This window comes from secondary endosymbiont of Ctenarytaina eucalypti, assembly GCF_000287335.1.
In the GTDB taxonomy this organism is placed as follows: Bacteria; Pseudomonadota; Gammaproteobacteria; order Enterobacterales; family Enterobacteriaceae.
Genome location: NC_018419.1, coordinates 821,331 through 836,756 on the forward strand (window position 1 = coordinate 821,331; position 15,426 = coordinate 836,756).

The window sequence follows — 15,426 nt, forward strand, 5'->3', positions numbered from 1 at the left end:
CTTCTAAGGTCTTAACTACTGGCAATGTCATTAAGTCATCATGGAAACATTATTTGATATTCCTAACAGAGTCATCACAGTTAAGCACTGTGAGCATTATAATTTCCTCACACACTCATGTATTGATCGTTATCCGGACTTAGATGATTGTTTATAAATCTCTTGCACCGAACGATCAACATCGCGGCTTGTTCGTGTCAGTAATAATTTCATGCTATTCTGATAATTTTACTATTTATGCTATTCAAGGACTTATTATTAACCTTTTATGTTATGTTACATAGCATTCCCTCTGGCGTATGTACCCCCGATAAAAAGGGGTAGGTAACATTAATTGCCTAACTCAATATAGATTGGCAATAACAGTTACTTCCATCATCGATATGTTTCGCTAACGATTGCTTCATCGTACATTTAAAAATCAGTCTATTTATTAAATTCATTATCGCCATGGCAGCATTCGTACTGCCAGATACAGCTGTATTGCGCATTTTCCGCTGCTAGACAGCACTTACTCCATTCTCTCTTTTATCTAACATTATCTCGTCATCTGCTCGATTCGCCTTTATGAACACATGCAAGTCCAATGCTATTATCAATGACCACCTAGACGCATTGACCAGGTATTGAGACTTTTATGCTGACATACGCTATGTTTGCTAGCTTGATGAGAAATTAATAGTTCGTAGACCTGACCGTTAGCAACATCCTGTTAATCATCACGTCAGAAGATGACTCTAAAGTCCGAAGAGTAACACTACCGCTCATTAGGTAATGCAAGAGAATCCGTTCTCGAGAAAAAATATCCCCCATAGGGGCTGTAAGCGATACAATACAAACATGCGAGAATTTAATCAGATAAGTAAGAGTATTGTTATGAACAACATTAATCCAACTCATACCGTAGCCTGGAAAGCACTCACACAACATTTTGACTCGATGAAAGACGTACAAATCCGTGACTTGTTCGAGAAGCAGCCGGGGCGTTTTGCAGCTTTCTCGGCAATATTCGAGGACCAGATGCTGGTAGATTTCTCCAAAAATCGCATTACTGCTGACACCTTAACTTATTTATTAGCGCTGGCAGACGAATGTAAGGTAAAGGAGGCTATTATCTCCATGTTTAAAGGTAGTAAGATAAACCGTACTGAAAATCGTGCGGTACTACATGTGGCATTGAGGAACCGCAGCAATACACCGATTAATGTTGACGGCAGGAATGTGATGGCGGACGTCAATGTAGTGCTGGCGAAAATGAAACACTTCTGTACATGGGTGATCAGCGGTGAATGGAAAGGATATACCGGCTATACGATCACCGATATCGTTAATATCGGCATCGGTGGCTCTGATCTCGGCCCTTATATGGTAACTGAGGCGCTACGGCCTTATAAAAACCATATTCATATGCATTATGTTTCTAACATTGACGGCACTCATATCGCTGAAACAATTAAATACCTAAATCCGGCGACTACTTTATTCCTTGTGACATCCAAAACCTTTACCACCCAGGAAACCATGACTAATGCGTATAGCGCGCGAGATTGGTTCCTGAAAAGCGCCTGTAATGAGAAACACGTCGCCCGCCATTTCGTCGCCTTGTCCACCAATGTAAAAGCGGTGGAAGAATTTGGTATCAATACCAAAAACATGTTTGAGTTATGGGACTGGGTTGGCGGACGCTATTCTCTTTGGTCCGCTATCGGTTTATCCATTGCGCTATCACTCGGTTTTGAGAATTTTGAAAAATTACTTAGCGGTGCACACGCTATGGATTATCATTTCATCAAAACGCCGCTAAATAAGAATTTACCAGTAATTTTAGCACTCATCGGCATTTGGTATAATAATTTCTATGGCATGGAAACTGAGGCAATTCTACCTTACGATCAATATATGCACCGCTTTGCGGCCTATTTTCAACAAGCAAATATGGAGTCTAACGGAAAATCTGTCGATCGTGATGGGCGCCCTGTTACATATCAAACTGGGCCGATTATCTGGGGCGAGCCTGGAACCAACGGGCAGCATGCATTTTATCAGCTACTGCACCAGGGAACAAAAATCGTTCCTTGCGATTTCATTGCGCCAGCTATCAGCCATAATACACTGACTGATCATCACCCAAAACTACTATCCAATTTTTTCAGCCAGACCGAAGCATTAGCCTTCGGCAAGTCACTGCATTTAGTGGAGGAAGAATTCAGAGCGGCCGGTAAATCAAAAGATCAGGTCCAGCATATTGCACCATTTAAAGTCTTTGAGGGTAATCGTCCTAGCAACTCTATTTTGCTGCGGGAGATTACTCCTTATACGCTCGGAGCGTTGATTGCGATGTATGAGCATAAAATTTTTACTCAAGGGGCAATATTAAATATATATACATTTGACCAATGGGGCGTTGAATTAGGAAAGCAACTCGCTAACCGTATTTTACCTGAATTAGTACAGGATCATCCGATTGAAGTCCATGATAGCTCGACTAACGGCTTGATTAATTGCTATAAGTCCTGGCGTCACTAATCACATTGCATTATAGAGCGTGTTTCGCCTCTCAGCGATTAACCTCTCTACTTAATAGAGTCATTAAATTTACTAGAGTATGTGATGAGTTAGCAGGCGGCGGGGTTTTATAGGCTATTCTAGCCGAATGAGTGATTCCTCAGAACATAATCCGGTGCATCACTTTATAAAAATTCTTAATTGATTAATTTTCTGAGGTTTCAGGATAACTCAGACGCAGCTAGCGATCCATAGGTATTTATAATTAGCACGTGATCATTATTTTTCTTGAATAAATAAATTGTATTCCGTGGTTTAAGTGCTTTTCTTAATGCCTTATCCTGCACAAAAATGAACGTTAGGCATGATAAGCATGTTTTATTACGGTATTATATAGCAGATAGCATAACGCCGCTTTATGATGCTCAACCGCCGTACACATCTACCTATCCTATCCTAAATAGCATTACTATTGTGGAGCTGTTGATTTTGAACGACGCGGTTTAGCTAAAAGTGTGTCATAGTCAATATTTTTTGCATGCCGCATCTCCATACGATCAGCATCTTTCTGTTCTTACTTAAAAAAGTACCGTAATACTAAAGTATATCGCCAGTCTTGTCAGTCAGCGATTTCCTAAGTTTCAAGTGAGTTTACGTTATCAAATCCAGAAGAGCCGATGAATTAATTGAACCGTGATGTAGTGAATAGGCAGTGATAGCTCTCATATATTATGCTGTTCAGTGCATAATGGCTCTTATGCTATACTCTGCGCTTTTCAGCAGCCTGATACCCGCCTGATGTTTTTACCAAAAACTTGAAGGGCACTACTGCCAAGGCTCCAGCGCTCACTATCAGCTCGTGTTAATGTTTGCGTTATAATCTTTAGTATATTTATTCACTTTATGAAAAAATTGTCCATATTATAAAAAAGAGGATTTTAAATTTAAAAAATCAAAAAAAATTCATACGAAGACTACAAGGATGGGCAAAACCGATTTATTATTAGCGTTTTTTAACTAAATCTATCCGGGGGAAAGCAGTCAGCGTGCCGACTACGATCAGTTTGCTCTTGCTATAAAGTGATGCATAAGACGTGTATCTATGATATTTTTTGAAAAAAAGCATTATGCTCTTTTATTGTGTCATTTTAGTAGAAAATTCTTTTCTTAATCAAGTCTACTATAATTTTTCAATTTTTAAATTATGATTGAAGATATCACACTTCATACGCTTAATAAACCGAAAGCATGAGATAATATTCTTGAATATATTTCTTTGTTAGATAACTAATACATAGTCACGCCTATTTATTATATCTTGTTAAAAACAGCGAGGCATCAAGTGGTGCACATATGCCCGATGAACAGAACAGCATAAGTTAAAACTACCTACTAAAATAAAAAGTATTACTCATACAGCCATTGAGCGTTCTAAAGCAGACAGGAGATACATCCGAGGTTTATTAAATGACATATGGCTTTTTAGCCCTATAAGAAAATCTAAGTTACAAATAGAAAGGGAGGACAGGGCGCTATTGTTCATAAAGAACATTACTTTCTCTAGACTAGAGAAAGTACGTGTTTCCCCTAGCCGACAAAAAAAGATGTACTGATGCTCTTCTTAAATTTCTTTTATGATTATAGACTGTTCTTTTTTAATACTGCCTGTACTGCTCGCGCCCGCTTCTTGAGAATGTCAGGAAAAGATCCAGCACAACATATGCCTACGCCAGGTGACGTCTAGAATGGAATGCATGAAGGAGCATTAGATCACTCTTACCTCACCTACTCTTTAACTGGCTAAATTTTAAGGATATCCTTATGCGTACTATATATTGCGGACAGCTGAACCTAGCACATGCTGGCCAGGAAGTGACATTATGTGGGTGGGTCAACCGTCGTCGCAATCTTGGTGGTCTGATTTTCATTGACATGCGTGACCGGGAAGGTCTAGTTCAGGTGTGTTTTAATCCCCGCCATCAGAATCCATTCATTCGCGCCGATGAGGTACGAAATGAATTCTGCCTACAAGTGACTGGCATAGTGCAAGCTCGCCCGGATAGCCAAATTAATAGTGATATGGCTACGGGCACTATAGAAGTTTTAGCAACTCAACTGACCATCGTCAACCGCTCTGAGCCACTTCCGATTGACACTAATCAGCCTAACACCGAAGAGCAACGCCTGAAATTCCGCTATCTTGATTTACGTCGTCCCGCAATGTCGGAACGACTCAAAACACGGGCGCGTGTCTGTGGTATTGTGCGTCGCTTCATGGATACAGAAGGGTTTCTCGATATCGAAACACCGATGTTGACCAAAGCAATGCCGGAAGGTGCGCGCGACTATCTAGTACCCAGTCGGGTGCATAAAGGCAAATGTTATGCTTTGCCACAGTCACCCCAGCTATTTAAACAGTTGCTAATGATCTCGGGTTTCGATCGCTACTATCAGATCGTAAAATGTTTTCGAGATGAAGACTTACGTGCTGATCGTCAGCCGGAGTTCACTCAGATCGACGTGGAAACATCATTCATGACTGCGGAGAAGGTGCGCAAATTAATAGAGCGTCTAGTACGAAATCTTTGGCACGACATTACCGGTATCGACCTGGGGGTCTTTCCGCAAATGATCTATGCCGACACTATCCGCCGATTCGGTTCTGATAAGCCGGATTTGCGCAATCCAATGGAGTTGGTCGATGTAGCGGATTTGGTCAAGGATGTAAGGTTCAATGTATTCTCCGGTCCCGCCAACGACGGAAAAGGCCGTGTTGCCGCGTTGCGCATGCCTGGTGGATCGCAGTTAAGCCGTAAGCAGATTGAGCAGTACGCTAAATATATTGAACCCTATGGGTCCAAAGGGCTGGCCTGGCTGAAGGTCAACCAACGCGGCGCCGGTGCAGCGGGGGTCCAAAGCCCAATAGCGCAATTCTTGGGGCCTAAGGTGATTGAAGCAATCCTTGCACGAACTCATGCCGACGATCGCGATATCATTTTCTTCAGCGCCGATCGCGCAAGTGTCGTAAGCGATTCCCTTGGAGCGCTGCGTATCAAGCTCGGCCTAGATTTTCGGCTTACAGAAATAAACTCCTGGGCACCTCTATGGGTGATAGACTTCCCGATGTTTGAGGAGAACGAAGATGGTAGTCTGGCCATGATGCATCATCCCTTCACCGCACCGAAAGATATTGATGCCGAGACGCTATCATCCCGCCCGATAGCGGCGGTAGCTAATGCCTACGATATAGTAATCAACGGTTATGAAATCGGTGGCGGCTCAGTGCGCATCCACGACCGCAATATGCAAAAGACCGTATTCGATATTCTTGGTATCAATAAACGTGAGCAGCAGGAAGCATTTGGTTTCCTGCTTAATGCATTAAAATATGGTGCGCCGCCGCATGCCGGCCTAGCCTTGGGACTAGATCGTTTGGTGATGCTGCTTACCAACACAGAAAATATCCGAGATGTTATCGCGTTCCCAAAAACCACCTCGGCGGTCGATCTAATGACCGACGCCCCAGCCACGCCAATACCAACGCAATGGTCGATCTATCTCTGATGGTAATCGGGAGCGGAAAGGAAGCGATTGAAAACAAGCAATTCTGCTATCATAAATGACAGAAGATAAACATCTAAGTACGGTACTATTCCGCAGAAAGAGGGAAAAGTCACGGTGATGGAATGAGTTGGCATTGCAAACATCTATAGTACTAATAGAATTGGCTTTTTTAAATCAATCAATACTTGGTGATAATTGCAACCGCTCACTAGATAGACGTTCATGTATTATCGCTATAGCAAATCTCATGATTTAACAGTACAGGCTCCCTCTCATAATTATGTTTTTAATCTGTAAAGTGCTCTAACAGCATAGATAAATATGTTGGCTGTATTTATTGCTTTATCGAAACAAGAGTGCATCTCTCTTGAATGACCCGACCACCCAATATAGAGCACTCGGTAGTCTCTTTAAGTGCGTCGCTCATGATGTAACGAGTATCCGAGTTGTCGTTGAGCGCTATAGAAAAATACATTGGCTCGATGTGTAACCTTAATAGTGCTACCTCCCTAAAATGTTTTCACAATACCGTTCCCGGAACATACAAAAGACAGCGCGTTTGATCATATAACATAAAAACATACTGAAATTAACTATTGACTAATTGATAGGACCGGTCCTGAATTTTTTCACCCTGTCTTGCGTCTTTAGTGAAGAAACATAGAAATCCCGTCAACGGGGTGTCAAAAAAACGCAGAGCAAGAGTGTGTAACCTGTCGGCGCTAGTAGATAGAACGACACGTTCAACTAGCTCTCTGTTGTATTGTCGAAAAACACCAGCACTGAGTTATAGACTCAGGCGTATTTAATAAAACACAATCATCGATACACCCGGAAAACGTCGACTGATGACGTTTACGATATATGCAACCACCATGATATTATATTTAGGCAGAAAGTAAAACCGACGGTGTTGTAGAATAATAGAGACATATCCTTATGTTACATTATGAATAATTGATTAAGCATCACTGGTCATCACTGGCACATTTTCTTATGAAAGCTTACTCAATGATTACAGATTGTAAAACGAAATTCATTCACTAAAATAAAAGCCTACACTTTATTGATTCAATAAAAGCCAAAGTTGCTTTTTGCCAAAGCAAAATGCGAGACGTACCTAGAGTGTTACTGTCAATGTGGACCACCAAGTAGCTGAAAATCAGCAACTACTAATCGGTAGTCTAATGATAATTATGAAGATATAGACAATCATTACATTCCGCAATTAATGATAACAACGGTGTATCATTTTAGAAGTATCTCTAGTTAGTCATCTTGACCTACGTGAGCATGATGCGGGTCTTAGTCAGGGGCTAAAAAAGTTAAATCGCCGAAGCGGGTTACGTAGTGAATCATACATAAACATCAACTGCATCACGTAAACATAGCCCCCACTCGCGGCTCTCTCAACAAAAACATTCGTATATTTAATAATGAATAAAAGTATGCGCTAACCTTGCTTTAAATCAAAAGCCGCGATAGACAGAAGGTGAATACTTTGTTAATTTTATAAAATGTAAATATCATCGGTATTGTCAATTTACTCCGCCTCACCCTCTGAGACATTAAACAACGGCCTATAGCTAGAGCCGATCACCCCAGCAATCGGCTTTCATAGAACCAAAGTTGTAATGTTTATGCTCGAAGAGGCGCTGTACACCAGAGCAATATTTTCTCTAGCGCGTGTGCTCGTGAAAGCATTTGAGGTCTCACTCCCCCTCGCAGTTGAGGCCATCTAGCGAATAGCAACCACAGACTTGCCGCAGTGACAGCAGGGAAAAACGTTTTTGAAAATTTCAATTTTGGAAAAGCTTCAGCGATCCGCCGACCTTCAATATGAGCGGAATCTCTTAAGTCGCAATACGACCTGTTGGATACCCTTTATTGCCCCCGAAAGGTATTGCTACCCATTATTTCAAAGACGCGGGGGGAGATGGCAGGCTTTCTCGAGCATATTCAGTGCACTCCAATCAGGCACCGTCGGATACCGACGATCTTGACGAAAATATCGACGCTTGCAGGCATTGTTAAATCGCCGTTATCGACCCCGCGCAGAGACAATGCCCGTTTATTGCATCTGTTGCACTGGATGAAATCCCGATGCTGAGAAATAACATAATAACTCAGACTGTTGACTTGCTATATCTGCAGCCGGCCATCTTGTGGAGAGCTAGTAGGCAACGTACTGGCATTTTGTGGAAAAACCTCATGTAAGAGAAAAACAGGCCAGATATCACAGCGAAATCTGGCGTTTCTTGAAGAAATTTTTTCTAGACTTAGATCGGAGTAATCGCGGATGCATATGGTCGCTACGATATCTTCAATGCCAAAAAATGCGGCCGCTGGACATAGCAGTCTGACGCGCCGCAGCGCTATAACCTATTGGTTTTGCTCCCTTATGCTTTAACGTAAGGAGAATAAAAAAGATAGACTCCTAATTCAACCAAAAGGAATATCACCATGTCAGAACATTTTTACAATGACGTGGATCCGATCGAAACACGTGACTGGCTACAGGCGATCGAATCTGTTATCCGTGAGGAAGGTATTGAACGCGCCCAATTTTTGATTGATAAGGTGTTAGACAAAGCACGTAAACATGGGGTTAATACCAAATTAAAATCCGATGGGCGTCATTACATCAACACAATCCCGATCGAGCAAGAGCCTGAGTATCCGGGAAATTTAGAGTTGGAGAGCCGTATACGTTCGGCCATTCGATGGAATGCGATGATGATGGTGCTGCGTGCATCAAAGAAAAATTTAGAACTTGGCGGACATATCGCTTCATTCCAGTCCTCCGCTACGATTTATGAGGTGTGCTTTAACCACTTCTTCCGCGCACCCAATAACAAAGACAGCGGGGATCTGGTCTATTTTCAGGGGCATATTTCACCCGGCATCTATGCCCGCGCCTTCCTGGAAGGCCGCTTGAGCGAAGATCAGATGAATAACTTCCGACAAGAAGTTCACGGAAAAGGGCTATCATCCTATCCCCACCCCAAACTCATGCCTTCATTTTGGCAGTTTCCGACGGTGTCTATGGGTCTTGGCCCCATCAGTGCTATTTATCAGGCAAAATTCCTAAAACATCTGCACCATCGTGCGCTAAAAGACACAAGGCATCAAACCGTTTACGCCTTCCTGGGAGACGGTGAAATGGATGAACCTGAATCCAAAGGTGCCATCACTATTGCCACACGCGATAAGCTGGACAATCTGGTTTTCATCATTAACTGTAACTTGCAGCGTCTAGATGGTCCGGTCACTGGTAACGGTAAGATTATTAACGAACTAGAAGACGTATTCAACGGTGCCGGCTGGGAAGTGATCAAAGTAATCTGGGGCAGCCGCTGGGATGCACTGCTGCGAAAAGACACCTCCGGTAAGCTGATTCAATTGATGAACGAAACTGTTGACGGGGACTATCAGACTTTAAAATCAAAAAACGGCGCCTACGTGCGTGAAAAATTCTTCGGAAAATATCCAGAAACCGCCGCGCTGGTGAAGGACATGAACGACGATGAGATATGGGCGCTCGATCGCGGCGGTCATGATCCGAAGAAAATCTATGCGGCTCTTCAAAAGGCTAAAAAAACAAAAGGTAAGCCCGTGGTCATCCTAGCCCACACTATCAAAGGGTACGGGATGGGCACAACCGCCGAAGGCATGAATATTGCGCATCAGGTAAAGAAAATTAACATAGAAGGAGTACGCTACTTCCGCAATCGCTTCAATCTGCACACCATTACTGATGAGACTCTCGAAACGCTACCCTATATCAAATTTAATGCAGGCTCTGAAGAGCATAACTATTTACACGAGCGTCGTAGATCGCTGCATGGCTACTTGCCGAACCGCCTGAAGCACTTTACCAAGGCACTAGCACTCCCTACACTAGAAGAATTCCAGCCTCTTCTAGAAGCACAGAAGAAATCAATCTCCACGACTATTGCTTTTGTACGAGTTCTAAACGTGATGCTGAAGAACAAGGCGATCAAAGATCGCCTTGTTCCGATCATTGCTGACGAAGCCCGTACTTTTGGGATGGAAGGTCTATTCCGCCAGATCGGCATTTATAGCCCGCAGGGACAGCAGTACACACCGCAGGACAGCGAGCAAGTCGCTTATTACCGTGAAGATGCGAAAGGACAGATTTTCCAGGAAGGCATCAACGAGCTGGGAGCAGCAGCCTCCTGGCTGGCCGCTGCAACCTCATACAGCACCAATGATTTTCCAATGATTCCGTTCTACATCTACTATTCAATATTCGGTTTTCAGCGTATCGGCGATCTGTGTTGGGCTGCCGCCGATCAGCAAGCACGCGGCTTCCTGATAGGCGGCACCTCCGGGCGCACTACGCTGAACGGAGAAGGGTTACAGCACGCAGACGGCCATAGCCACATTCAATCGCTAATCATACCAAATTGCATCTCCTACGATCCGGCCTATGCCTATGAGGTTGCAGTTATTATGCAAGACGGTTTAGTCCGGATGTACGGCGATAAACCGGAAAACATATACTACTATCTGACAACGCTGAACGAAAACTACGCCATGCCCGCGATGCCGAAAGGCGCAGAAGAGGGCATTCGTAAGGGCATATACAAGTGTGATACTTTAAAAGGCAGCAAAGGTAAGGTACAGCTGATGGGCTCCGGTGCTATTTTTCGCCACGTGCGCAAAGCTTCACAGATCTTGTTGAAAGAATTTGGGGTAGGTTCAGATGTTTACAGCGTGACCTCTTTCACTGAACTGGCGCGAGATGGTCAAGATTGCGAACGCTGGAACATACTGCATCCGAATAAAACGCCACGTTTGCCGTATGTAGCTACCGTACTGCACGATGCGCCGGCTGTAGCGTGTACTGACTATATGAAACTATTCGCTGAGCAAATCCGACACTATATCCCTAGCAGTGAGTTCCGAGTTCTGGGAACCGACGGTTTTGGGCTTTCCGACAGCCGAGAGAACCTCCGTCATCACTTTGAAGTGAACGCCAGCTATGTAGTAGTAGCAGCGCTAGGTGCATTAGCCAAACGCGGCGATATCTGCGCTGATACAGTGGTGCAGGCCATCAAAAAATTCGACATTAATGCTGATAAAGTCAATCCGCGTCTGGTAGAGGTAGAGTAAAATATGGCTATTAAAATCAACGTACCGGATATCGGTCCCGATGAAGTCGAAGTAATTGAAGTCCTGGTTAAGGTAGGTGATCAGATCAGAGCTGAGCAGCCTCTGATTACCGTTGAAGGAGACAAGGCCTCGATGGAGGTGCCTTCGCCTCAGGCAGGAGTTGTAAAAGAGCTAAAGGTAGCTGTCGGGGATAAGGTCTCTAGCGGAAAAGTGATTATGATTTTTGAGGCTGAAGGCGATAAAAGCATCCCTATATCAGCCGCTGCAACACGACAACGTCAACCTCATCAGTCCAGCAGATGTCAAGACGTCAATCTGCCAGATATCGGAAACGACGAAATGGAAATCACCGACATTATGGTCAAGGTAGGCGATAAAATTAATGCTGAACAGTCTCTGCTAACAGTAGAAGGTGACAAGGCCTCGATGGAGGTGCCTGCTCCTTTTGGGGGGACCATTAAAGAGATCAGGATTAATGTTGGTGACAAAATCCGTACCGGATCTCTGATAATGGTTTGCGAAGCAGAAAGCGATCCTCTACCCGAAGGCAAGACCAAAACTGCAGAAAACAGTTCCTACGTGCACGCAACCCCCTTGATCCGTCGACTGGCGCGCGCATTCTGTCTTAACCTAGAAAATGTAAAAGGTACCGGGCGTAAAGGGCGTATTTTACACGAAGATCTTCAACCGTACATCAAAGACGCCGTCAAGCAAGTCGAGCCCAGCAGCAGTGCTGAAGACGTTGCGCTTCTGCCAGACAGGCTTCCATGCGCGGTAGTGGACTTCAGCAGGTTTGGCGCAATCGAAGAGGTAGAGTTGAGCCGAATCCAGAAGATCTCCGGTGCTAACCTGCATCGTAACTGGATGATGGTTCCCCATGTCACTCAGTTCGATGAGGCCGATATTACTGACGCAGCAGCCTTCCTTAAAAAACAGAATTCTGAATCGGAGAAGAAGCAGAATGTAAAAATCACTCTACTTGTTTTTATCATGAAAGCAATAGCCAAAGGGCTTGGGGAGTTTCCGCGTTTTAATAGCTCGCTATCAGCAGATGCAAAAAAACTAACTCTGAAGCAATACATAAATATAGGTGTGGCGGTAGATACCCCGAATGGTCTAGTAGTGCCAGTCATCCGCGATGTAAATAAGCAAGGTATCTTAGAGCTATCATGCCATCTATCTGCAATATCGAACAAGGCACGAGCCGGAAAGCTGACATTGTCGGATATGCGGGGAGGCTGTTTCACCATATCCAACCTCGGTGGAATCAGCGGTACAGCATTTACACCTATCGTTAATTCTCCGGAAGTAGCGATACTTGGCGTGTCTAAATCATCACTCAAGCCGGTTTGGGATGGTAAAGAGTTCATGCCCCGACTGATGCTACCGCTGTCTCTCTCTTATGACCACCGAGTGATAGACGGCGCTGCCGGGGCGCGTTTTATGAGTTTTATTACTTATCTGATGTCCGATATCCGTCGCTTAGTAATATAAAGGCTAGGCTGAGCTGATTTTTCTGAAAAACTGACGCCGTGGAACGGCGGTTGTCACGGATACCACTGCAGATTCGAACACGTTATATGCTTTTCAGCATCTTTACATTTATGTAAAGATGCTTAATACAGATATCCCTTTTTGATACAGCATGTCATATAAATACATACGATAGAATAAATGTCTAACCCGCCAGAGAATCAACTGAGAGGAAATCATGAATACAGCAATAAAAACGCAGGTCATGGTACTTGGGGCGGGCCCCGGAGGGTATGCTGCGGCATTCCGCTGTGCGGATTTAGGTCTAGAGACCGTCTTGGTAGAACGTCATGCAGCCCTTGGCGGGGTCTGTCTGAATGTCGGCTGTATCCCTTCAAAAGCCTTATTACACGTCGCTAAAATCATCAAAGAAACAACAGAGCTGAGAAAAAATGGAATAATCTTTGGCGAAACGAAAACCGATATTGACAAAGTACGTAGATGGAAAGAAAAAGTAGTTCATCAATTGACCAGCGGCCTAAGTGGTATGGCTCACGCACGTAACGTCAAGGTCATAACCGGTTACGGAAAATTCACCGGCGCCCACACACTTCAGGTGGCGTGCGAAAAAAGTATGAAAATTATAACGTTTGATAACGCCATCATTGCTGCCGGCTCACGGCCACTCCAACTGCCGTTTATCCCCCATCACGATCCCCGAGTATGGGATTCCACAGACGCCCTTGCGCTGACTTCCCTTCCGCAGAGACTTCTAGTGATAGGTGGAGGAATCATTGGTCTAGAAATAGCTACTATCTATCATGCACTAGGGTCCAAAATTGATATTGTAGAAGTATTTGATCAAGTGATCTCTTCGGCTGATCAAGACGTGATCAAGATCTTTAGCAAGAAGATCAGTGCTGATTTTAATCTAATGCTCGAAACTAAAGTCACCGAGGTGCATAGCAAAAAAGATGGCGTCTACGTCAATATGAAAGGGAAAAACGCGCCGTCGACAACCCAGCGCTATGACGCCCTACTGGTCGCTATCGGTCGCGCACCAAATGGTAAACTACTCGATGTCGACCAGGCCGGGGTAAAAGTGGACGATCAGGGCTTTATCATTGTAGACAAACAAATGCGCACGAATGTACCATATATCTATGCTGTCGGCGATATTGTTGGCCAGCCGATGCTAGCGCATAAAGGTAGTCACGAAGGGCATATTGCAGCAGAAGTGATCTCGGGAAAACAGCACTATTTCGATCCGACAATTATCCCTTCTATCGCCTATACCGTGCCAGAAGTTGCTTGGGTCGGTCTGACTGAAAAAAAAGCAAAAGAACACAATATCAGCTATGAAGTTGCCACTTTTCCATGGACGGCATCCGGCCGCGCAATCGCTTCGGACTGCCCATATGGTATGACTAAGCTACTTTTCGATAAATCAACCCGTCGCGTGATCGGAGGTGCGGTAGTTGGCGTCAACGGCGGGGAACTTTTGGGAGAAATCTGTCTAGCAATCGAAATGGGCTGCGATGCGGCAGACATTGCACTTACCATTCATGCGCATCCCACGCTGCATGAATCAGTAGGTCTAGCAGCGGAAGTTTACGAACACACTATTACCGACCTACCAAATGCCAATGTAAAGAAGAAAGATAATTTTTTCTCACTCTAACAAGAAATTTCTCGTACATCTTTTCAATACTCCGTGTAATTCGGAGTATTTATATATTGCACATATAAAGATAATCATTTATGTTGGCAAACAATAATAAATAGTCATATACTTTTAAATATTCTTATCATGAAATCTTGCTGTCTTTGACAAGAGTATTTTACAAAAAACACTGTTTTTTTGAGCATATTGCTTTAAATCATGCAACCCTATCAGCTGGTATAGCTTTACTTAACAAAACATGACTCCAGTCAGTCTAGCAAACCTTCATCAACTCATGACATTTATTATATACAGCTGCCAATCAATCACAAAGAGTATGGCCTTATAGCGCGGTATGCGGCCATGACAAGAAACCATATACAACACAGACCGCTAACGCGTGTTAGCATCAAGAATGCTACGCGAACTGATTGCTGTAAAAAATTTCAGCTCGCCTCATTAGAAACAACATGTCGGCATAAAAAATTAGGATGTGATTTTTTAGTCAACAAACATGTTATGTCATTTCGTAATCAGATATTACGATAGTAATCAACAGAGCATAAGAAAATAGCGCTAGTCTAATATTACTTATTAAACTAGCGCAGCTTCTCAGAGAGCACTCTCTTCCCCTGTATTAGCATAATACAGGCCAAATAAATCATCGCGATGATCTAGAGCATGAGCAGAAAACACTGCCTATAATAGCACCCGGCTGCTACCACTATTACTATACAGATGATAAAATTGATCTCTGATGCTACATTCAAGAAGCTAAACTTCTTCCCTCCCTAATAGCCTAAAGATAAGAAGAAAAATCAGTATACTACTCCTACCACACCAGCATCCCTGCAGCATCTGACAGCAGAGCCCAGCGATAAGGTCTTTTGCGGTGTAGAATGCTAGATAATATTAGTCTGAGGCTTAAAGAATAAAATAGGCAATGCAGGTTAGAAGAAAGATCTGGGAGATAGGAGCGTCATCCTCCCGCTTCAATAAAGTAAAAAGCGCGGCATCAGTCTTTATAGCACTATGCAATGCTTTTCGTCATACCCGAATATCTTTAGTTTAATTTTAAACCG

Annotated in this window: 4 protein-coding genes and 1 pseudogene; all 5 read left to right on the plus strand. The window is 43.6% G+C overall.

Annotation, left to right across the window (positions count from 1 at the left end):
- Positions 1-876 precede the first annotated feature (876 nt).
- The 5 genes and pseudogenes from pgi to lpdA all read left to right on the plus strand — a co-directional run bounded on the left by pgi (position 877) and on the right by lpdA (position 14,362).
- Positions 877-2,526: a glucose-6-phosphate isomerase gene (pgi, locus tag A359_RS02325; protein ID WP_014888251.1), complete on the plus strand. Its 1,650-nt coding sequence runs from the start codon at positions 877-879 to the stop codon at positions 2,524-2,526.
- 1,800 nt (positions 2,527-4,326) lie between these two features.
- Positions 4,327-6,128: pseudogene (gene aspS, locus A359_RS02330) on the plus strand (aspartate--tRNA ligase).
- Positions 6,129-8,532: 2,404 nt separating this feature from the next.
- On the plus strand, positions 8,533-11,208 hold the full coding sequence (gene aceE / locus A359_RS02335) for a pyruvate dehydrogenase (acetyl-transferring), homodimeric type (protein WP_014888254.1): 2,676 nt from the start codon (positions 8,533-8,535) through the stop codon (positions 11,206-11,208).
- Positions 11,209-11,211: 3 nt separating this feature from the next.
- Positions 11,212-12,702: a dihydrolipoyllysine-residue acetyltransferase gene (locus tag A359_RS02340; protein WP_014888255.1), complete on the plus strand. Its 1,491-nt coding sequence runs from the start codon at positions 11,212-11,214 to the stop codon at positions 12,700-12,702.
- Positions 12,703-12,919: 217 nt separating this feature from the next.
- A complete protein-coding gene (lpdA, locus tag A359_RS02345) occupies positions 12,920-14,362 on the plus strand; it encodes a dihydrolipoyl dehydrogenase (protein WP_014888256.1) in 1,443 nt (480 codons plus the stop codon).
- Positions 14,363-15,426 lie beyond the last annotated feature (1,064 nt).

Coding starts and splice junctions, on each gene's coding strand:
- A359_RS02340 (WP_014888255.1), top strand. CDS start 11,212: ATGGCTATTAAAATCAACGTACCGGATATCGGTCCCGATGAAGTCGAA.
- aceE (WP_014888254.1), top strand. CDS start 8,533: ATGTCAGAACATTTTTACAATGACGTGGATCCGATCGAAACACGTGAC.
- pgi (WP_014888251.1), top strand. CDS start 877: ATGAACAACATTAATCCAACTCATACCGTAGCCTGGAAAGCACTCACA.
- lpdA (WP_014888256.1), top strand. CDS start 12,920: ATGAATACAGCAATAAAAACGCAGGTCATGGTACTTGGGGCGGGCCCC.